18 protein-coding genes and 1 pseudogene are annotated in these 19669 nt (G+C 71.7%); 9 read left to right on the forward strand and 10 right to left on the reverse strand.

What is annotated here, in order from left to right:
- Window positions 1-211: 211 nt before the first annotated feature.
- The gene (gene hisS, locus IDM40_RS25705) at window positions 212-1525 is read right to left on the reverse strand and encodes a histidine--tRNA ligase (RefSeq protein ID WP_193124658.1); all 1314 of its coding nucleotides are present in this window, start codon (window positions 1523-1525) and stop codon (window positions 212-214) included.
- Between the two features lie 735 nt (window positions 1526-2260).
- Here hisS and IDM40_RS25710 point away from each other — a divergent pair.
- From IDM40_RS25710 to IDM40_RS25725, 4 genes are all read left to right on the forward strand, one after another.
- On the forward strand, window positions 2261-2878 hold the full coding sequence (locus IDM40_RS25710; RefSeq protein ID WP_193124659.1) for a GTP-binding protein: 618 nt from the start codon (window positions 2261-2263) through the stop codon (window positions 2876-2878).
- 178 nt (window positions 2879-3056) lie between these two features.
- A complete protein-coding gene (gene secA2 / locus IDM40_RS25715; protein WP_193124660.1) occupies window positions 3057-5657 on the forward strand; it encodes an accessory Sec system translocase SecA2 in 2601 nt (866 codons plus the stop codon).
- A 184-nt stretch (window positions 5658-5841) separates the two neighbouring features.
- Entirely contained in the window at window positions 5842-6111 is a 270-nt protein-coding gene (locus IDM40_RS25720) for a DUF6406 domain-containing protein (protein WP_193124661.1), read from the forward strand.
- Between the two features lie 425 nt (window positions 6112-6536).
- Window positions 6537-6836: a Dabb family protein gene (locus IDM40_RS25725; protein WP_193124662.1), complete on the forward strand. Its 300-nt coding sequence runs from the start codon at window positions 6537-6539 to the stop codon at window positions 6834-6836.
- Window positions 6837-7067: 231 nt separating this feature from the next.
- Here IDM40_RS25725 and IDM40_RS25730 read toward each other — a convergent pair whose 3' ends face one another.
- From IDM40_RS25730 to IDM40_RS25755, 6 genes are all read right to left on the reverse strand, one after another.
- A complete protein-coding gene (locus tag IDM40_RS25730) occupies window positions 7068-7394 on the reverse strand; it encodes a hypothetical protein (RefSeq protein ID WP_193124663.1) in 327 nt (108 codons plus the stop codon).
- A gap of 517 nt (window positions 7395-7911) precedes the next feature.
- Window positions 7912-8835 carry a cytochrome d ubiquinol oxidase subunit II gene (locus IDM40_RS25735; RefSeq protein WP_193124664.1) on the reverse strand — a complete coding sequence of 308 codons (924 nt, stop codon included), beginning with the start codon at window positions 8833-8835 and terminating at the stop codon, window positions 7912-7914.
- A gap of 20 nt (window positions 8836-8855) precedes the next feature.
- The gene (locus tag IDM40_RS25740; protein ID WP_193124665.1) at window positions 8856-10100 is read right to left on the reverse strand and encodes a cytochrome ubiquinol oxidase subunit I; all 1245 of its coding nucleotides are present in this window, start codon (window positions 10098-10100) and stop codon (window positions 8856-8858) included.
- Between the two features lie 197 nt (window positions 10101-10297).
- Window positions 10298-10975 (reverse strand): response regulator transcription factor, encoded by a 678-nt coding sequence (locus tag IDM40_RS25745; RefSeq protein ID WP_193124666.1) that lies wholly within the window; start codon window positions 10973-10975, stop codon window positions 10298-10300.
- Window positions 10972-12144, reverse strand: a complete 1173-nt coding sequence (locus IDM40_RS25750; protein ID WP_193124667.1) for a sensor histidine kinase — start codon at window positions 12142-12144, stop codon at window positions 10972-10974. The genes IDM40_RS25745 and IDM40_RS25750 overlap by 4 nt, the downstream gene beginning before the upstream one ends.
- A 266-nt stretch (window positions 12145-12410) precedes the next feature.
- The gene (locus tag IDM40_RS25755) at window positions 12411-13268 is read right to left on the reverse strand and encodes a spermidine synthase (RefSeq protein WP_193124668.1); all 858 of its coding nucleotides are present in this window, start codon (window positions 13266-13268) and stop codon (window positions 12411-12413) included.
- Window positions 13269-13442: 174 nt separating this feature from the next.
- Here IDM40_RS25755 and IDM40_RS25760 point away from each other — a divergent pair, with 174 nt between their 5' ends.
- Window positions 13443-15179, forward strand: coding sequence for a proline--tRNA ligase (locus tag IDM40_RS25760; protein ID WP_193124674.1), 1737 nt, complete (start codon window positions 13443-13445; stop codon window positions 15177-15179).
- 31 nt (window positions 15180-15210) lie between these two features.
- Here IDM40_RS25760 and IDM40_RS25765 read toward each other — a convergent pair.
- The 3 genes and pseudogenes from IDM40_RS25765 to IDM40_RS25775 form a co-directional block, all read right to left on the reverse strand.
- A pseudogene (locus IDM40_RS25765) lies at window positions 15211-15348 on the reverse strand (DUF4439 domain-containing protein); the annotation flags it as partial.
- A 14-nt stretch (window positions 15349-15362) separates the two neighbouring features.
- Window positions 15363-15767, reverse strand: a complete 405-nt coding sequence (locus IDM40_RS25770; RefSeq protein WP_193124675.1) for a ferritin-like domain-containing protein — start codon at window positions 15765-15767, stop codon at window positions 15363-15365.
- Between the two features lie 88 nt (window positions 15768-15855).
- Window positions 15856-16368 (reverse strand): hypothetical protein, encoded by a 513-nt coding sequence (locus tag IDM40_RS25775; RefSeq protein WP_193124669.1) that lies wholly within the window; start codon window positions 16366-16368, stop codon window positions 15856-15858.
- A 321-nt stretch (window positions 16369-16689) separates the two neighbouring features.
- Here IDM40_RS25775 and rimP point away from each other — a divergent pair, with 321 nt between their 5' ends.
- From rimP to IDM40_RS25795, 4 genes are all read left to right on the forward strand, one after another.
- The gene (gene rimP, locus IDM40_RS25780; RefSeq protein WP_193124670.1) at window positions 16690-17166 is read left to right on the forward strand and encodes a ribosome maturation factor RimP; all 477 of its coding nucleotides are present in this window, start codon (window positions 16690-16692) and stop codon (window positions 17164-17166) included.
- Between the two features lie 24 nt (window positions 17167-17190).
- A complete protein-coding gene (nusA, locus tag IDM40_RS25785) occupies window positions 17191-18204 on the forward strand; it encodes a transcription termination factor NusA (protein ID WP_193124676.1) in 1014 nt (337 codons plus the stop codon).
- Between the two features lie 28 nt (window positions 18205-18232).
- Window positions 18233-18547 carry a YlxR family protein gene (locus IDM40_RS25790; RefSeq protein WP_193124677.1) on the forward strand — a complete coding sequence of 105 codons (315 nt, stop codon included), beginning with the start codon at window positions 18233-18235 and terminating at the stop codon, window positions 18545-18547.
- A gap of 213 nt (window positions 18548-18760) precedes the next feature.
- Window positions 18761-19669 (forward strand): translation initiation factor IF-2 N-terminal domain-containing protein (locus IDM40_RS25795; protein WP_193124671.1); only part of this gene is annotated, 909 nt, incomplete at its 3' end.

The following is a 19669-nucleotide window of genomic DNA, read 5'->3' on the forward strand; positions in this document are numbered from 1 at the left end:
CCGGGACGGGGCGCCCCGTCGTCCGCGGTCGGGGACGGGGTGAATCCTGGGAACAGTGTCCCACCCGAGGGGCACGTTGTCTCGGGAATGGCCGGTTCCGGCAGCCGGGACCGGATACCACCGCACGCTCGGGTCCGGGTCCGGGTCTGGGGGATGGGGAGGGACGCGAACGCGGGGCCCCGGCGTCCGGGGCCCCGCGCGGGCCGTCGTGTCAGCCTTCGGGGGTCCAGGAGGCCGGGTCGGCCGGGCCCTGCTCCCCGGCGACCATGTCCTTGACCTCGTGGATGCCCTCGTCGTCGAAGGGCGGGAACCACACGAACGGGATCCCCTTCTTCGACGCGTACTGGATCTGCTTGCCCACCTTCGAGGTGGAGTGGAAGACCTCGGTGTTGAAACCGCGCGCACGCAGTGCCTCACCCGTGCGCAGGGCCTCCGCACGCCGCTCGGCGCTGGGCACGACGACCATCACGTCGGTGGGGCACTTGGGGCCCTCCTCGATGCGGTCCTCCGCGACCAGCTTGGCGAAGATGCGCGTCAGGCCGATGGAGATGCCGACACCGGGCAGCTTGCGCCGGATGAACTGGCCGGCCAGGTTCTCGTACCGGCCGCCCGCGCAGATGCTCCCGTACCCGGGGTCGTCGTCGAAGGAGGCCTCGTAGACGGTGCCGGTGTAGTAGTCGAGACCGCGTGCGATGGACAGGTCGGCGACCACGTTGGGCACGTCGGCGAGGTCCTCCAGGACGAAGGTCAGCTCCTCGAGGCCCTCGTCGAGCAGCTCGGAGGTGACCCCGAGCTCGCGCACCCGGTCGGCCACGTCGGTGCCGGTGCTCTTGATGCGGGCCAGGCGCAGGCACGCGTCGGCCTGCTCGCGGTCCAGGCCCTCGGAGAGCAGGATCTCGCGCACCCCGTCGTCGCCGATCTTGTGCAGCTTGTCGACGGCACGGATGACCGCGATCGGCTCCTTGACACCCAGGCCCTCGTAGAAGCCCTGCAGCACCTTGCGGTTGTTGAGGTTGAGGGTCCAGGCGGGGATGGCCAGCGGTGCGAGCACCCGGTGCACGATGCGCGGGAGCTCGGCGTCGAAGTGCAGCGGCACCGAGTCCACGTTGATGACGTCGATGTCGCACTGCGTGAACTCGCGGAAGCGCCCCTCCTGCGGCCGCTCGCCCCGCCACACACGCTGCATCTGGTAGCGCTTGAACGGGAACGTGAGCTCGTTGAAGTGCTGCGCGACGTAACGCGCGAACGGCACCGTGAGGTCGAAGTGCAGCCCCAGCTTCGCGTCCGAGTCGTCCTCGGCGTCGTCCTGGAGGCGGTGCAGGGTGTAGACCTCCTGCGAGGTCTCGCCCTTGGCCATGAGCACGTCCAGGTTCTCCACCGACGGCGTCTCCACCGAGGCGAAACCGAAGGACTCGAAACCCGCGCGGATATGGTCCAGCCAGCGCTGCTCCACGGCCCGGACCTGAGGGGTCCACTCGGGGAAACCGCTGATCGGAGTGGGGCGGACGACGCGCTGATCGGACATGGGTGGTTCTCGGCTCCCTCGGGAGAGGTACGGCGTTCGGTCGCTCCCCGCGCCGTGCACCGCAGCAGCACGCGCCGCGGCCGGTCGAGCTCGGGGAGAACCACCATCCTAGGCCCTGTGGAACGAGGGCCGAGGGTGCCATGACGAACTCCACCGGCCCACGTGGACGGGAGTGGGCCGGTGGGGTCCGGTCGACGGCCCCGCGCTCACGGTGCCGACGCCGAAGAGCGAGACGTCGGTCCCCCGTCTTCCGCGCGAGTGGGCCGTCAGGGCCCCGCGGCGCTCGCGTCCTCGTGCCAGGAGTCCGTTGTGCGGTCGAAGCGGTGCCCTGTCTCCACCGTAGACTTCCGTGTCCTCGCCGGACAGGGATTGGCGCGGCCGAAAGCGGCCGAAAACGGTCACTCACAATGTCGTAAAGTCGCCGTCCGAGGGTAGTGTTCTGTGCTTACCTGGTCACGGTGCGTCCCGCAGTGGGGTAAATCCCACCGTTCGTCACCCGCAGGCGGCCCCACACGCTCCGTGCCTGGTCGCCGCAGCGCACCGATCCGTCCGCTCCCCGTGCCCACCACCGGACCGGGGGCGAGTCTCCGGCAACCGCTCTCCCGAACCGCCTTCCGGTGTTAGGTTCCAGAAGCGGCCGCTCCCGGGGTGGTTCGGCACCGGGGTCGCCGCGCCCCTCCCGTCCGGGCCGAGCGACCACGCCAGCGAGGCCCGGCACTCCCGCTAGGACTAACTGTGATCGATCCAGCCAACAGCACGACCAATCCGCAGGCGCCCTCCGAACTGTCCACCAAGATCATCGTCGCCGGCGGGTTCGGGGTCGGGAAGACCACGTTCGTCGGTGCCGTCTCGGAGATCCCCCCGGTCCGTACCGAGGCGGCCGTGACCTCGGCCAGCGCCGGGGTCGACGACCTCAGCCACACCCCCGACAAGACGAGCACGACCGTGGCGATGGACTTCGGCCGCATCTCGCTCGAGACCGACCTGACCCTGTTCCTGTTCGGCACCCCGGGACAGCAGCGCTTCTGGTTCATGTGGGACGACCTCGTACGCGGCGCCCTCGGGGCGGTCGTGCTCGCGGACGTGCGCCGCCTGGAGGACACCTTCCAGGCCCTGGACTACTTCGAGCGCCAGTACCGGATGCCGTTCGTCGTGGCGGTCAACGAGTTCGACCCGGACCCTCCCTACGGCACCGAGGAACTGCGCGACGCCCTCGACCTTCCCGGCGAGGTGCCCATCGTGCACTGCGACGCCAGGGACAAGTCCTCGGTGGTCCGGGTCCTGGTCACGCTGGTCAAGCACGCCATGGCCATGGAGGCCCGCCAGCGCGGAGGCCGCCGCGTCGCCCAGTGACGCCCCGCGCCGGGGTCCGGTGCCGCGGGCCCGGGCCCTGCCCTCGGGCGGCGGGGGAGCGCCGCCGGGGGACACTGTGCCCGCGCTCGTGGAACGCTGTGCCCGTACAGGGTGGAACACCGTGCTCGCGGAACGAAGGGGTTGTGTCCGGCGTTACTCTGGCGTGGTGTTCGGACGAATGGCGGAAAGCGTCCGCCGCCTCCTGGGTAAGCCCGGTGCGGTGGACCTGCGGCCCTATACCAAGCTCCTGTCGGCGATCGAGGCCGAGGAGGATGGTCTCCGTGAGCTCAGCGACGCCGAGCTGAACGAGAAGGCCATCGAACTCGGCAACGCGGAACTCCCCTACGAGCGCGGCGACCTCGTCATGCTGTGCGCGGTCGGCCGCGAGGCCGCCCGGCGCACCCTGGACGAGCGCCCCTACGACGTCCAGCTGCTCGGCGTGATGGCGCTGCTCGACAGCCACGTGGCCGAGATGGCCACCGGTGAGGGCAAGACGCTCTCCGGTGCCCTCGCCGCGGCCGGTTTCGCGCTGCGCGGCCAACGCGTGCACCTGTTGAGCGTCAACGACTACCTGGCCAAACGCGACGCCGAGTGGATGCGTCCCCTGTACGACCTGCTCGGCGTGACCGTCGGGTGGATCAACGAGGACTCCACCCCCGACGAGCGCCGCGAGGCCTACTCCCAGGACATCACCTACGCGGCCGTGAGCGAGCTCGGCTTCGACGTGCTGCGCGACCGCATGGTCACCGATGCCGCCGACCGCGTGGTGCCCCCGCCCGCGGTCGCGATCATCGACGAGGCCGACTCCGTACTGGTCGACGAGGCGCGTGTGCCCCTGGTGCTGGCCGGCGCAGCCGAGAGCGCGGCGGCCGACATGGAGATGGCCGACATCGTGCGCACCCTCAAGCCGCGGCTCGACTACGAGGTCGACGCGGAGGGGCGCAACGTCCAGCTCACCGACGCCGGCATCGACCGGGTCGAGAAGGCCCTGGGCGGGGTCGACCTGTACGCGGAGGACGAGGAGTCCCGCCTGCCCGAGGTCAACCTCGCCCTGCACGCGCACGTGCTGCTCCAGCGCGACGTCCACTACGTGGTCCGCGACGGCGAGGTGCGCATCATCAACGAGTCGCGGGGCCGCATCGCCCTGCTCCAGCGCTGGCCCGACGGCCTCCAGGCCGCCGTGGAGGCCAAGGAGAAGGTCGACGTCAGCGAGACCGGTGAGGTCCTCGACTCGATCACGGTGCAGTCGCTGGTGCTGCGCTACCCGACCCTGGCCGGCATGACCGGTACGGCGATGTCGGTGGCCGAGCAGCTGCGCGAGTTCTACGAGCTCGAGGTCGCCGTCGTTCCCTCCAACAAGCCGGACATCCGCGAGGACCACGGCACCCGCCTGTACGCCACGCGGGAGGAGAAGGAGGACGCGCTCGTCGCCGAGGTCGAGCAGGTGCACGAGTCCGGCCGCCCGGTGCTCATCGGGACCCAGGACGTCGCCGAGTCCGAGCTCCTGGCCGAGCGCCTGCGCAAGGCCGGACTGGAGTGCGTGGTCCTCAACGCCAAGAACGACGCCGACGAGGCAGCGATCATCGCCGAGGCCGGGACGCACGGGGCCATCACGGTCTCCACGCAGATGGCCGGGCGCGGGACCGACATCCGGCTGGGCGGCAGCGACATGTCCGACCGCGAGCGTGTGGTCGAGAACGGCGGCCTGTTCGTCATGGGCTTCGGCCGTTACCCCAGCAGCCGCCTGGACGGCCAGCTGCGCGGCCGGTCCGGGCGCCAGGGCGACCCGGGCGACTCCCTGTTCTTCGTGAGCATGGACGACGACCTGCTCGTCAACAACTCCCCCGAGACCACCGGTTACCAGGCGGGCGACGACGGCGAGATCACCGATGAGGGCTGGCTGGCGATGGTCGGCCACGCCCAGCGTGTGGCCGAGGGGCAGCTCCTGGAGGTGCACCGCAACACCTGGCGCTACAACCAGCTCATCGACGTGCAGCGCGAGGTGGTCCTGCAGCACCGGGAGCTCGTGCTCACCGGCGACGAGGGTGACCGGCACATCCGCAAGGACAGCCGGGGCCGGCACGCTGATCTGATCGAGGAGGTCGCCCGCGACCTGGCCGCGATCGACGCCGGGGCCGAGCCGCCGTCCGCGGTCCGAGCGGCCGCCGGGGCCGAGGCCGCCGAGCAGGCCGAGGTGGAGAAGGCCCGCGCGGAGAGCCCCGAGGGCGAGGACGCCGGCGCCGACGAGAAGGGCTCCGAGGACACCGGGGAGAAGGACAAGGGCTCCGAGAGCGCCGAAGAGAAGGCGGGGGAGAAGCCGGAGGCCGAGACGGAGCCCGGTTCCGGGGCCGAGGGCGACGAGGAACCCGAGGACGTGGGCCCGGAGCCCACCGAGGAGCACGAGGACCAGGCGCGCGAGCAGGTCGCGAAGGCCGCCCGCCTCATTACCCTCTACCACCTCGACCGTGGCTGGACCGATCACAACGCGTTCCTGTCCGAGCTGCGCGAAGGCATCCACCTGCGGTTCCTGGGCCGCCGCGACCCGCTGGACGAGTTCAACCGCGAGGCGGTGCCGGTCTTCAAGGGCTTCCTCGACGAGGCGCGCACGCGGGCGGCCGAGACCTTCGAGGAGGTCCGGGTGCACGACGGGCAGATCGACGTCGGCGAGGTCGGGGTGAAGCGCCCGTCCATGACGTGGACGTACATGGTGCACGACCACCCGTTCAGCTCTCCGATCGAGACGCTCGCCGGGAAGCTCAAGGGCAGCAAGAACGGCTGACCGGAAAAGCATCGAATGCGATCCGTGCGCGGGTCGGGACTTTGGTCCCGGCCCGCGCATTACTTTTGTCCGGACGTCAGAAATGGCATTGATCAGGCCGCCGAGTCGCCGGTGTAATGGTCTCGGCGGCGTTACGATGGCTGCGATTTCCGTTATCGGCGACATGCATGGGGATGAATAAACGGTGGTTCACGAAGTGGGCGCTCAGGAGAAGATCACGTACGGGCGCAACGACCGGTTCCACGGAGGGCCGGTGGGTGGAGGGCACTTCTGGATCGACGACGGCGGGGCGCCCGTCGCGAAGATCGGAGGGCCCAAGGAGTGGCGCCCCCGCCCCATGATCGACGTCCGCCAGGGCGACACGTTCAGTGTCGGCGGACAGGTGTGGAGGGTCACCGAGATCATCGGGGCCGACACCCCCGACGCATATCTGCTCGCCACGCGGGTGAGTTGACCGGCCATTTCGAATCCGCAGGGGACTTTACGGGCGCTCCGGTGATTGCAACCCCCGGCAACCTTTTACGCTGACGTGCCCGGTGTTTCTTTTTCGAGGCGGGACTTCCGTCTGCCGCATACGTTCGGCGGCGGGGTCCCGCCGTTGTTGTGTCGCGGCTCACTTCAGAAATGGGAACTGTGTTGATCGAGATCCTCCGGTTACCCGTTCGGGGGTATCGGCGTTACCGCCGCTTCGCTAGCGTCGTTCGCGGCGGTACGCGCCCCGGGGCTGTGGGGGAGGGGCTCACGCTCGTTTCGAACAACCGGGACGCTGCGTACCGCACCCCGAGGTCGGCCCCAGGGGCTGTCCCCCGCCCCTGGGCCCGGCCGCCGCGTGCTGCGACGGCCGTGGTGCCCGCCGTCGGTGGCCAGTAGCGTCGTGCCATGACACTTCGACACATCGCGCTCTTCCGCTGGCAGGACGGCGTCGACGACGCCCAGATCGCCGAGGTCGAGCGGCTCCTCGGGGCCCTGCCCGCCGCCGTCCCCGAACTGCGCTCCTACAGCTTCGGCCGGGACGCCGGCGTCAGCGAGGGCGCCTTCGACTTCGCCGTGGTCGCCGACGTCGACGACGAGGCGGGGTTCGTCGCTTACCGCGACCACCCCGACCACCAGGCCGCACTCGCGGTGATCCGCCCGCTGCTGGCCGACCGCGCCGCGATCCAGTACCCGCTTCCCGGATAGATCTTGTTCCAGAGGGTGGATGAGGGTGGAGTCTCCCGATCAGGCGGGGAGAAGGGGATCACATCAACCCTTGCGGTAGAACGTGTTCCACAACTACAGTCCCTGTATGCCTGAACCGGTCAGGGCACCCGGCAGTTCGGCCGCCGGGTGGTGTCGGGCCGCAGGTGAGAGATGAACGCCGCCCGTCGGAGTCGGATCGCGCCCCGGCTCCGGCGGGCGGCGTGCTCTGTGTCAGGACAGCAGCTGGGCGATCTCGACGAAGGTCGCGCACGGCCACGGCCCGGCGCAACTGGCGCAGTGCTCCTCGCCGTCGGGGTGGTGCAGGCGCACCAGGTGCGCGCAGACGGCGGCCAGGGCGGCGACCTCTTCGCGGGCGTGCGCGTAGAAGGCCACGTCGTTGATGCGGGACAGCGCGCTGGGCGAGGTGGGGGCAGGCAGTCCGACGGTGTCGGGTTCCCAGGGGGCCGCTCGGCTGCAGCGTTCCTGGATGCCCTGGACACACCGCAGCAACTTCGTGTGTTCGGACAGTCGTGCGGTGGAACGGGCACTCGAGGGCATCGCTGATCTCCCCCAACGGGTCGATACGCAGCACGTGATCACATAGCGTATACCCATCGTCGCGGAATGTCGCGACACACGGGGCCCGTGGTGGGAAGCGGGCTGCCCCCAAGGGGAGGGGCAGCCCGCGCGGAGGGGGAGGGGCTCGGGTTCCCGGGGTCGGCGGGCCCGGGGCGAGGCCCTGCTGCGGTCAGCCGCAGTTGCCGCCGCAGCTGCAGGAGCCGCCGCTCTGGCAGCCGCAGCCGCAGCCCGATCCGCAGCTGCATCCGCTCATCGCCGGGGGAGTGGTCAGGTGGGTCACGGTCCCTCCTCAGGGCTCGGTGCGACGCCCGCCTGCGATCGGCGCCGAGGAGCCTCCCGAGGGAGCGGCGCGGCGGGCGAGTTTCCCGAACCATGACCTGCCCGGCCCCTGGCTTTCCGAACCCGGGGAACGCAGCTTACCCTACAGTTACTCACCGTGAGGAGCGATCAGGGTGCGATCGTGTCCCCGGTGACCTGCGGGTTCTCCGGTCGGCACTCACGCGAAGAAGGTCTCCGCACCCGCCGAGCGCCGTGTCATTCGGTAGAGCCAAACCTGGCCCAGGAACATGACCGGAACGAACGGGGCGAGGTTCGCCCACACGAGGATCCCCGTCGTCGCGGGGACCGGGGCCACGGGGAGGTCCGCGACCAGCGCCACCAGGACCCCGGGCACCGCGATCGCCAGGGCCGACGTCACGCGCGACAGCATCGGACCGTGCACACCCGCGGTGACCGCCAGCGAGCCCAGCAGCAGGAGCAGCGCGGCGCCGGCAGCCACGGACCCCTCCGTCCGCGGGCCGCCGGGCAGCAGTGCCGCGACCGCGGCCAGGCCCACCGCGGCCAGCGCCCACCGCGACAGGGTCCGGGTGAGTTCCCCGCACGCATCGGCCGCGCGTCCGCCGTCCTCGGCCACCAGGCGGTCCGCGCCGAACGAAGCGCCCCGCAGGGCGAACAGCACCACCACCGCTGCCGCGCAGAGCGGGGTGAACACGCCCGACCACAGGGACCCGGTGAGCAGCCCGGCCACGACCAGGCCCCAGCACACGGCCGACCCCCAGCTGCCGGCGATCACGGCGCCCTCCCACAGCGCCCGCCAGCGGGCCGAGGGCACACGCCGCCACATCCACAGCCCGGCGTCGCGGACCAGCAGGGCCAGTGCCAGGGCCGCCAACGCGGGCCACAGGTGTGCGACCACGTGGTGCTCCAGCGACGGGAACAGCCCGGCGAGCACACCCAGCGCGGCGACCAGCCACACCTCGGAGGCCAGGAAGTACGGGGCGATCGCCGCCAACGCGCCCCGGCGCTGGTCCGGGGTGCGCGCCACACGCGGCATCAGCAGGCCCAGCCCCACGTCGGCACCGGCCAGCACCAGGTAACCGATCACGAAGGCGGCGAGAAGGAGAACGGAGACGGTGTCCATGACAGGGCTTCCCTACGTGCTCAGTACGTGAATCGGGGCCGGGCGGGTTCGTCCTGCTCGGGGCGCCGCTCCGCGAGGGGCCCGCGGTCGGGGCCCATGCGGGCGAAGCGCACCAGCAGCCAGACGGTGACCGCGCCCAGGGCGAAGAACGCGGCCGTGAAGAGGGAGAACGAGACGGCTGCCGCCCCTGCCGGCATCGGGGTCACCGCGTCGGCCGTGGTCAGGTGGTGGGTGACCACCCACGGCTGGCGGTCGGTCTCCCGGAACACCCACCCCGAGACGCTCGCGACGTACGGCATGACCGGGGTGACGACCATCGGGGCCAGGAACCAGCGCCAGCGGTCCAGACCGCCGAACGGCCACACCAGCGCCATCACCGGACCCATGAAGAACATCAGGGTCCACATGAGCACCATCGTGACGTGCCCGGTCCGGCTCATCGCCCCCGCAAGGCCCCCGACGGCGGCTTCGGTCATCGCCTCGGCCTCCTCCGTGCCGTAGGTCAGGCCGCTCGTGGGAGGCGGGGTGTCGAAGTACGAGAACTGCGCGCCGCCGAAGCCGACCACCACCATCGGCATGACACACATGAGCACGGCGCAGAACCGGATCCCCCGGCGGAACGTTCCGTACGGGTCGTGGCCGCGGCACAGGTGGTACGCGCTGACCGCCCCGATCACCAGCGCGCCCAGCAGCATCGCGCCGGTCACCACGTGCCCGAAGGCCAGCACCGAGGCCGGGTTGGCCAACAGCGCGCCCGGGTCGGTCAGGTGCGCCTCGCCGCCCACCATCTCGAACCCGACCGGACGGCGCAGGAACCCGTTGGAGACCAGCACCCACCACGCCGAGGAGTACGCCGTCGCGGTGACCACGAAGAAACAGAACAGGTGCGCCCACCGGCCCATGCGGTCCCATCCGAAGATCCACAGGCCCAGGAAGGTCGACTCCACGAAGAACGCGGTCATCGTCTCCAGGGCCAGCGGGGCCGCGAACGTGTACCCGAACATCTCGTGCAGACCGCTCCAATTGAGCGCCAACTGCAGCTCCATGACCAGCCCGGACAGCACACCCATGCCGTAGTTGACCAGGTACAGCCCTCCCCAGAACCGCACCGAGCGCATGCGGTCGCGGTCGCCGCGCAGCGTGGCCACGAGCTGGGTCACCAGGATGTAGGGGGCCAGGCCCAGGGTCAGGGCGACGAACGTGTAGTGGGTGGCGGCCGTCAGCGCGAACTGCAGCCGTGCGAGGAGGAGCGGATCTTCCAGCATGTGCGACCTTGCCTGTGTCGGTGGGGACGCCGACAGGTTCGGTCACCGCTGGGTACCGGCACATCGGCCCCGGGAGGGCATCGCGGGGCCCTCCCCGGGGGTACGGCGCGCGGCCGCCTGCTTCCCCGGGTCTACGGGGGAACCCCGAGACGGCCCGGAGGCGGGTCGGGGAGCCCGGGGTCAGGGTGCCGCGGTGCTCAGGGCGTTCCGCCGCTCCACTTCGGCACGACCAACGCGGTCTCGTAGGCCAGCACCACGAGCTGGGCGCGGTCGCGCACCCCCAGCTTCACCATCGTGCGGCTCACGTGGGTCTTCGCCGTCGCGGGGCTGACCACCAGGTGCCCGGCGATCTCCTCGTTCGACATGCCCGCGCCCACCAGCGCCAGGACCTCGCGTTCGCGGTCGGTCAGCCCGTTCAACCGGGTCGAGGGCGCCGGGCTGCTCGCGGGCCTGCGCACGTAATCGGCGATGAGCCGGCGGGTGATCCCCGGTGACAGGAGCGCCTCGCCCCCGTGCACCACACGCACCGCCTGGATGAGGTCGCGGGGTTCGGTGTCCTTGACCAGGAACCCGCTCGCCCCCGCGCGCAGGGCGTCGAAGATGTACTCGTCCAGGTCGAACGTGGTCAGAATGACGACCTTGGTGTGCTCCAGGGCCGGCTCGGCCACGATCTGCCCGGTCGCGGTGAGCCCGTCGGTGCCCGGCATCCGGATGTCCATGAGCACCACGTCGGGGCGGTCGCGGCGGGCGGCGCGCACGGCCTCCTGACCGTCGGAGGCCTCGGCGACCACCTCGATGTCGGGGGCGCTGTCCAACAACGCCCGGAACCCGGCCCGGACGAGGCCCTGGTCGTCGGCGAGCAGTACCGAGATCACGTCTGTTCCGTCCCTTCCGGCGGTACGGCCGCGCCGGTCGGCAGCCAGGCCCGCACCTGGAATCCTCCCCCTGCGCGGGGCCGCGCGTCCACCGTTCCCCCGACCAGGGAGGCCCGCTCGCTCATCCCGGTGATGCCGTTGCCCGGTTCCGCCGTACCGCCGCGGCCGTCGTCGACCACCTCGAGCCGCACCCCGCCCGGGCGGTGGGTCACCCGCACCTGCGCGCGGGAGGCACCGGAGTGGCGCACGACGTTGGTCAGGGCCTCCTGCGTGATGCGGTGCAGGGCGGTGTCCACGCCGAGCGGGAGCGCACCGTCGTCCGGGCCCTCGACCTCCACCCGCACGTCCACGCCCGCGCCACGGGCCCCGTCGGCGAGGTCCTCGAGGTCGGCCGCGCCCGGGACGGGGGCACGCGGTGCGGCCTCGCCGGCGCGCAGCACGTCGAGCATCGTGCGCAGCTCGACGAGCGTTTCCTTACTGGTGTGCTTGATGGTCTCCAGCGCCTGCGCGGCCCGCTCGGGCTGGTCCCCGACCAGGTACAGCGCGGTCCCGGCCTGCACGTTGATGAGGGAGATGTTGTGCGCGACGGTGTCGTGCACGTCCCGGGCCAGGCGCAGGCGTTCGTCCGCCGCTCTGCGCAGGAGCTCCTCCTCGCGGGAGCGGGCGGCCTCGGTGAGGCGTTCCTCTTCCGCCCGTCGGAACTCGGCGCGGCGGCGCACGATCTCGGCCGTGCACAGCAGCACCAGGACCCAGCCGATCACCCCGACCGCCTCGGGCCGCATCCCTCCGGCCACGCCGATCTCCCAGCCGTTGAGCCCGAGGAACAGGCACAGCCCCAGCACCCACCCGAAGGTGCGGTTCCCCCAGCGCACCAGCGTGTACAGCATCACGATGGCGCACAGCATCACGCAGCCGTCGGGGAACCCCAGCGGGTAGTACACGGCAGCCAGGGGGACCGAGACCAGGGCCGCGGCACGGGGCCGCGAGGAGCGCAGCAGCAGGGGGAGACAGGCCGCGACGATGAGCGCGTACCCCCACGGCACGGGATCGGTGTCGGCGTGGTTCGGGTCGATCACGCCGATCACGAACGTGCTGCTCAGCGACGCGAACAGCACGCCCAGGGTGATCCACAGGTCGGCGCGTGTGGGGCGCGGGAGTGGTGCTGGCACGTCCCCGACGGTACGGCGCGCCCCTCCGGGACGTCGTCATCCAGGGGGAGGGGTTCTCGGGGGAGGGCCTACTCCGGCCGGTGTAGGTGAGCGCCCGCCGAGGTGAGGTCCGGGGCGCCCGGCTGGGGGTCCGGGCGCCCGGTACCAATGGGGGTGGCGCGCACGAGGACCACGGTAGAGGTTCACGGACCCGCGCGGGGGAGAATGTCCACTTTCGGCCACGCCCTTGCCCACGGCGTACACGCGGGGTGGCGGCTGCCGGTCGCTCAGAACACACCCACGGGCGGTTCGGGGGAGTCCTCGGCGTCGGCGTCGTGCACCGGGGCGGCGCCGTCGGCGAACCGGTCGAGCTCCTCCCCGGAGAGCATGCGCGCCATCTCCAGGTCCCGGTGGGCGAGCCTGCCGAGCTCGTCCTCCGGCAGCGGCTGGTGGCCGGCGACCAGCACCAGGTTCCCGAACCGGCGCCCGCGCATGATGCCCGGTTCCGCCGTCAGGACCACGTGCGGCAACACCGACCGCAACGTCGCCACCTGCCGGCGTGTGTGCCGCAGCGCGTACCCGTCGCCGATGTTCACCACCAGGAACCCGCCCGGACGCAGCACCCGGGCCGCCTCCGAATAGAACTCCACCGACGTGAGCGAGGCCGGGGTGCGCGCACCCGCGAAGACGTCGCTCACCACCAGGTCGGAGCTGTCGGTGTGCCGGTCGCCGATCCACTCGCGGGCGTGCCCGATGCCCACCCGCAGCTGCGCGCGGCGGTCCCACGGAAGGTGGCGCCGGACCAGCTCCACCAGCGCCGCGTCGGAGTCCACCGCCCGCTGGCGCGAACCCGGACGTGTGTGCGCCACGTACCGCGCCAGCGACAACGCGCCCGCGCCGAGGTGGAGCGCCTCGATCGGCTCACGCTCGGGGGCCACGAGGTCGGCGGCGTGCGCGATCCGGCGCATGTACGAGAAGTCCAGGTAGGAGGGGTCGGACAGGTCCACGTGCGACTGCGGGGTGCCCTCCACGACCAGGAACCACGAATCGGCCCGGTCGGCGTCGGCCAACAGCTCCACCCCGGGGACCCGTGCTTCGTCGAGCACGTCCTCGCCCCGCTCGCGCGCCCCGCGCCGTCGTCCCATGGCCCTGCTCCCGTCCGTCGATCGTCCCAAGAGTAGGTGAAGCCCGGTCGGGCCTCTGCCGGGGAGGAACCCTGGGCGAAGGCCGTCCCACAGCCGTTAGCCTGGGGTTCCCCGAATATGACGACCGCGCCCCTGTACGGGCGCATGCACTGAGGAGTGGCCGTGCTACTGCGGATGTCGACCCTGTTCCTGCGCACCCTGCGTGAGGACCCGGCGGACGCCGAGGTGCCGAGCCACAAGCTCATGGTGCGCGGCGGATACGTGCGCCGTGCCGCGCCCGGCGTCTACTCCTGGCTGCCCCTGGGCAAGATCGTGCTGGAGAACGTCTCCGAGATCGTGCGCGAGGAGATGAACGCGATCGGCGGGCAGGAGCTCCTCCTCCCGGCTCTGCTGCCCCGCGAGTACTACGAGGCGACGGGCCGCTGGGAGGACTACGGCGACACCCTGTTCCGCCTCCAGGACCGCAAGGGCGCCGACTACCTGCTCGGCCCCACGCACGAGGAGGTCTTCGCCGGCCTCGTCAAGGGCGAGTACACCTCCTACAAGGACTTCCCGGTCTGGCTCTACCAGATCCAGGAGAAGTTCCGCGACGAGGCCCGCCCCCGCGCCGGCGTGCTGCGCGGGCGCGAGTTCCACATGAAGGACGCCTACTCCTTCGACATCGACGACGAGGGCCTGGCCGCCTCCTACGAGCGCTTCCGCGCCGCCTACGTGCGCATCTTCGAGCGCCTGGGCCTGGAGTACGTCGTCGTCTCCGCGACCGCGGGCGCGATGGGCGGGTCCAAGTCCGAGGAGTTCCTGGCCGTGGCCCCCTCGGGCGAGGACACCTTCGTCCGCAGCACCGGGTCGGGTTACGCCGCCAACGTCGAGGCCGTCGAGGTGCCCGCCCCCGAGGCGCTGCCGATCGAGGGGCTGCCCGAGGCCGTCGACCACCACACCCCGGACACCGCCACGATCCGCACCCTCGTGGACTTCCTCAACGCCGCCGGCCTCGGCCGCGACTTCAGTGAGGCCGACACCCTCAAGAACGTCATGGTCAAGACCCGCGAGCCCGGCTCCGAGGACTGGGAGCTCCTCGCGATCGGCGTGCCCGGCGACCGCGAGGTCGACATGAAGCGCCTGGAGGCCGCGCTGGAGCCGGCCGAGGTCGCCGTCGTCGACGAGAAGGACTTCGAGGCCAACCCGTTCCTGGTCAAGGGCTACATCGGCCCGCGCGCCCTGCTCGACAACAAGGTGCGCTACCTCGTCGACCCGCGTGTGGTCACCGGGACCCGCTGGGTGACCGGCGCCGACCGCCCCGAGCACCACGTCGTCGACCTCGTCGCCGGACGCGACTTCACTCCGGACGGCACCATCGACGTGGCCGACGTGCGTGACGGAGACCCCTCGCCCGACGGCCAGGGCACGCTCTACACCGCGCGCGGCATCGAGATCGGCCACGTCTTCCAGCTCGGCCGCAAGTACACCGACGCGATCGAGCTCGACGCCCTGGGCCCCGACGGCAAGCCCAAGCGCGTGACCATGGGTTCCTACGGCATCGGCGTCTCGCGCGTGGTGGCCTCGATCGTGGAGCAGTCGCACGACGAGAAGGGCATCGTGTGGCCGCGCGCGGTCGCCCCCGCCGACGTGCACGTGGTCGGCACCGGCAAGGGCGACCAGATCGAGGAGGCCCTGCGCATCGCCGGCGAGCTCGAGGAGCGCGGCCTGCGGGTGCTGGTCGACGACCGCAAGGGTGTGTCCCCGGGGGTGAAGTTCACCGACGCCGAGCTGCTGGGCATCCCCACGACCGTCATCGTGGGCCGCGGCCTCAAGGACGGTGTCGTGGAGCTGCGCGACCGTGCCGACGGCGCGCGCGACGAGGTGGCGCTCGCCGACATCGTGGATCACGCGGTGCAGGCCTGCACCGCGTGATCCACGGGCCCGGGCCGACCGGCCCGGGCCTTCAGCGGGTCTCGTAACCGGGCAGGGCGTCCAGCTCGCCGCCCCACTCCAGGGCGCGGACCGTCGCCTGCTGCAGCAGGCGCGCGCCGGTCACCCGCAGGTCGGTGTCGTCGGCGGCGGTCAACCANGGCCCGGGCCGACCGGCCCGGGCCTTCAGCGGGTCTCGTAACCGGGCAGGGCGTCCAGCTCGCCGCCCCACTCCAGGGCGCGGACCGTCGCCTGCTGCAGCAGGCGCGCGCCGGTCACCCGCAGGTCGGTGTCGTCGGCGGCGGTCAACCACAGGGCCGCGTGCGCGCACGTGTTCTCCACCCCGACCGCGAAGTCGTCGAGGGTGTCCCCGTCGCGGCCCGACGGCAGGGGATACGTGGGCTCGACCGCCGGAGGACTGCCCTCCCGGTCCAGGATCGCCTGCCGGAGTTCGGTCCGCGCCACCTTGTGCTCGCTGGCCAGCGCCAGGCCGTGCTCGCTCCGGCCCTCGTCGCCGGCCGCCCCGGCCACGAACTCGTACGCGTACACCGCCGCGTTCTCGGCCCGCAGCGCCTCCGCCAGCGCCGACATCCCGTCACCGGCGGCCTCGGGCTCCTCGCTCCCGCTCGGTGCCTCGCTCACCCGTCACAGCTCCTCGCCACTCGTGCTCCGTCGGTGTTCACGCCTCGTCGAGCTGGTGCGCGTGTCCTGCCTCGCACGCCCCGATCGACCCGATCAGCTGGGCCAGCCCCCGGTCGGTGACGGCCGCCGCCTGCTCCGGGCGCATCCCCGCGGCCGAGGCCTCCATGGCCCGCAGCGACGACGGCGACGGCGCCTCCCCGAGCTCGGGGTCCTCGTCCGCAGCGACCGGCGGGGGACCGTCCTCCTCCGGCGGGGTGGGCTCGGCGTCCTCGGGCAGGGCGTCCAGCAGCGCGTCCAGGTGGGTGCGGTGGTTCTCCAGCACCCGCTCCAACAGGTCCGAGGGGCCCGACCCGTCCGCCAGCGCGGTCTCGTACCGGACGACGGCGCGTTCCTTCTCCCGCAGGAGCGAACGCAGCACGTGCTCGTCCGGTGTCGTGTCCGAGGGATACCAGTCGACGGTTCCGCACCCCGCCAGGGCCGCGGCCGAAGCACCGGCCACCGTCGCCCCCAGGAGCGCACGCCTGCTGACACCACCCGCTGCCTGGCCCACGCGGTCTCCTCCCCGTCGTCCCCGTCCCATCTTTCCACGCCCGCACGCCGGGACGATCCACCGCCAGCCCCCGCCACGCGGGCGATCGCGCCCCTCCGGGAGCACGCCCCGACGCGCCCCGGCCACGGACGGCGACCTGGGCAGCTCTCAGAAGTGGATACCCTTGCTGCACAGCCGCCGTCGTACGCGACGCGCGGCGGGTTCGCGTCCCCCCTGGGAAGCGGGCCGATTCGTCGCATTACGTACAGAGCTGGACCGCCCCGTTCACAGGCCACCAGGCCTCGCGGGCGGAATTTCGCCGTTGTGAGGGGCAAACACGACATGGGAGCGCAGGAGCGTGACGAGCGCATCGTCGAGCTGCTGGAGCCGGTCCTGGCACAGTCCGGGCTGGACCTCGAAGGCATCGAACTGACGCCGGCCGGAAAACGCCGGGTCCTGCGCGTGACCGTGGACTCCGACAACGGGGTCGACCTGGACACCATCGGTGACGTGACCCAGGAGGTCTCCACCGCCCTGGACTCCTCCGACGTCATGGGGCAGACGCCCTACGTCCTCGAGGTCACCTCGCCCGGGGCCGAGCGCCTGCTGACCCTGCCCAGGCACTGGCGCCGTTCCCAGGGCCGCCTGGTCAAGGTCGACCTCGCCGAGGGCGGGCAGGTCAGCGGCCGTGTCGTCGACTCGGACGAACAGGGCGCCACCCTGGACGTCAAGGGTCGCTCCCGGACCATCGCCTACGCAGACATCGCCAAGGCCAAGGTCCAGGTGGAATTCCGCCGCGACAACGACGCGGCGGACTAGAGGGGGAGCCCCGTGGACATTGACATGAGCGTCCTGCGCAGCCTGGAGCGCGAGAAGGACATCGCGGTCGAGCTCGTGGCCAAGGCCATCGAGGACGCACTGCTGATCGCGTACCACCGCGAGGAGGGCACCGACAAGCGTGCCCGCGTGGAGCTGAACCGGCAGAGCGGCCACGTGACCGTGTGGGTCTCCGAGACCGACGACGAGGGTGTGTCGGTCGGCGAGTACGACGGCACCCCCACCGGGTTCGGGCGCATCGCGACCTCCACCGCCAAGCAGGTGATCCTCCAGCGTCTGCGCGACGCCGAGGACGAACTGACCCTGGGCGAGTTCGCCGGTCGCGAGCACGACATCGTCTCCGGCATCATCCAGCAGGGCAAGGACCCCCGCAACGTCCTGGTCGACCTGGGCAAGGTCGAGGCGGTCCTGCCTCCGCAGGAGCAGGTCCCCACCGAGGAGTACGTGCACGGTGAGCGGCTGCGCGCCTACGTGGTCCAGGTCCGCAAGGGCCACCGCGGCCCGTCGGTGACGCTGTCGCGCACCCACCCCAACCTGGTGCGCAAGCTCTTCGAGCTGGAGGTCCCCGAGATCGCCGACAACACCGTCGAGATCTCCTCGATCGCCCGTGAGGCCGGGCACCGCACCAAGATGGCGGTGCACTCCAACCGCGGCGGCGTCAACGCCAAGGGCGCCTGCATCGGCCCGCTCGGCAGCCGCGTCCGCAACGTGATGGCCGAGCTGCACGGCGAGAAGATCGACATCGTCGACTACTCCGACGACCCCGCGGAGTTCGTCGCCAACTCGCTCTCGCCGGCGCGTGTGAACTCGGTGGAGATCCTCGACCTGGCCGCCCGCGTGGCCCGTGTGGTCGTGCCCGACTACCAGCAGTCGCTCGCCATCGGCAAGGAGGGCCAGAACGCCCGCCTGGCCGCGCGGCTCACCGGGTGGCGCATCGACATCCGTTCGGACGCGGAGCCCGAGGGCGAGGGCGTGGGCGAGATCGCCGACCCCTCCGACCTGCCGCCCTCGGCGGGCTGATCGGATCGCACCCATGCGTGGACACGATATGGTGGCCCCGGAAGGCTCCGGCCACCCAGTGCGTACGTGCGTCGGGTGCCGCTCCCGTGCCGCGAAGGCAGACCTGGTTCGGCTCGTCCTCGACAACGGTCGCGTCACGCCCGACACCCGCGGAGGGATGCCCGGGCGGGGCGCCCACCTACATCGGGACCACCGTTGCCTGGAGCTGGCGCAGCGCCGTCGAGCCTGGTCGCGAGCCTTCCGCACCGCGGCCCCTGGAGGTGCCGACGGGTGGGACGACTCACTCGTGGCCGCTCTGGTCGGCTCGGCCCCGCGTGACTCGCGGGGTCACGGATCCGGTTAGGGTGGAATGTCTGGGCCGGCTTCAGGGTTGACATCACCGAGGCCGGCGAAACGGTGCTGCGTGGGCATGCAGAACCGGCCCATTGTTGTGTAGCGATGAGGAAGCAGGTCGAGATTGCGATGAGCGCCTGATGAGTACGCAGCGATGAGTAGTAACTCAAGCTAACGACGGTCCGGTACGTGCCCAGCCCCGGACCGAAGCTGAAGGAGAGTAGTGGCGAAGGTCCGGGTGTACGAACTCGCCAAGGAGTTCGGAGTAGAGAGCAAGGCCGTCCTGGCCAAGCTCAACGACATGGGCGAATTCGTCCGATCGGCGTCCTCGACGATAGAGGCCCCGGTCGTGCGACGCCTGAAGGAAGCGTTCAACGAGTCCGGCAACGGCGGCGACAACGCCGACGCCGGTGCCGAGACCAAGAAGAAGCCCGCCCCGAAGCCGGGCCCCAAGCCGGGTCCGCAGGGTGAGGCTCCCAAGCCGGGCCCCAAGCCCGGTCCGAAGCCCGCGCCCAAGAACGAGGCCGCCGAGCCCACCGTCCAGGACGAGGCTGCCAAGCCCGGCCCGGTGGAAGAGGCCGCCGAGCCCGCCGCGAAGCCGGCCCCGAAGCCCGCTCCGCAGGGTGAGGCGCCCAAGCCCGGTCCGAAGCCCGGGCCCAAGCCGGGCCCGAAGCCGGGTCCGCAGGGCGGCCGTCCCCCGCGTGGCGAGCAGCGCGGTGAGCGCGGCCGTGGCGCCAAGCCGGGCCCGCGCCCGAGCGGTCCGCGTCCGGGCAACAACCCGTTCGCGTCCAACGCCTCCGGCATGGGCACGCCGAAGCCCGCGCCCAAGCCCGGCCCGCGCCCCGGCCCGAAGCCGGGTCCGCAGCAGGGCGGCGGCGAGCAGCGTGCCCCGCGTCCCGGTGGCAACGCACCCAAGCCGGGGCCGCGTCCCGGCGGTCCGCGTCCGGGCCCGCCCGGTGGCGCTTCCGGCGCCCCGCGCCCCGGTGGCGGCAGCGGCAGCGGGGCCCCGAAGCCGGGCCCGCGTCCCGGTGGTCCGCGTCCCAGCCCGATGAACATGCCGGCCTCGCGCCCGACCCCGCCTCCCGGCGGTGGCCGCGGCGGCGGTGGCGGTCGTCCCGGTGGCGGCGGTGGC

The sequence above is a fragment of the Nocardiopsis coralli genome (assembly GCF_014892575.1).
GTDB classification, from domain to species: domain Bacteria; phylum Actinomycetota; class Actinomycetes; order Streptosporangiales; family Streptosporangiaceae; genus Nocardiopsis; species Nocardiopsis coralli.

Excerpts from the sequence above, each read along its gene's own strand:
- hisS (WP_193124658.1), bottom strand. The coding sequence starts at position 1,525 with ATGTCCGATCAGCGCGTCGTCCGCCCCACTCCGATCAGCGGTTTCCCC.
- secA2 (WP_193124660.1), top strand. The coding sequence starts at position 3,057 with ATGGCGGAAAGCGTCCGCCGCCTCCTGGGTAAGCCCGGTGCGGTGGAC.
- IDM40_RS25725 (WP_193124662.1), top strand. The coding sequence starts at position 6,537 with ATGACACTTCGACACATCGCGCTCTTCCGCTGGCAGGACGGCGTCGAC.
- IDM40_RS25730 (WP_193124663.1), bottom strand. The coding sequence starts at position 7,394 with ATGCCCTCGAGTGCCCGTTCCACCGCACGACTGTCCGAACACACGAAG.
- IDM40_RS25735 (WP_193124664.1), bottom strand. The coding sequence starts at position 8,835 with ATGGACACCGTCTCCGTTCTCCTTCTCGCCGCCTTCGTGATCGGTTAC.
- IDM40_RS25740 (WP_193124665.1), bottom strand. The coding sequence starts at position 10,100 with ATGCTGGAAGATCCGCTCCTCCTCGCACGGCTGCAGTTCGCGCTGACG.
- IDM40_RS25755 (WP_193124668.1), bottom strand. The coding sequence starts at position 13,268 with ATGGGACGACGGCGCGGGGCGCGCGAGCGGGGCGAGGACGTGCTCGAC.
- IDM40_RS25760 (WP_193124674.1), top strand. The coding sequence starts at position 13,443 with ATGTCGACCCTGTTCCTGCGCACCCTGCGTGAGGACCCGGCGGACGCC.
- IDM40_RS25770 (WP_193124675.1), bottom strand. The coding sequence starts at position 15,767 with ATGTCGGCGCTGGCGGAGGCGCTGCGGGCCGAGAACGCGGCGGTGTAC.
- rimP (WP_193124670.1), top strand. The coding sequence starts at position 16,690 with ATGGGAGCGCAGGAGCGTGACGAGCGCATCGTCGAGCTGCTGGAGCCG.
- nusA (WP_193124676.1), top strand. The coding sequence starts at position 17,191 with ATGAGCGTCCTGCGCAGCCTGGAGCGCGAGAAGGACATCGCGGTCGAG.
- IDM40_RS25790 (WP_193124677.1), top strand. The coding sequence starts at position 18,233 with ATGGTGGCCCCGGAAGGCTCCGGCCACCCAGTGCGTACGTGCGTCGGG.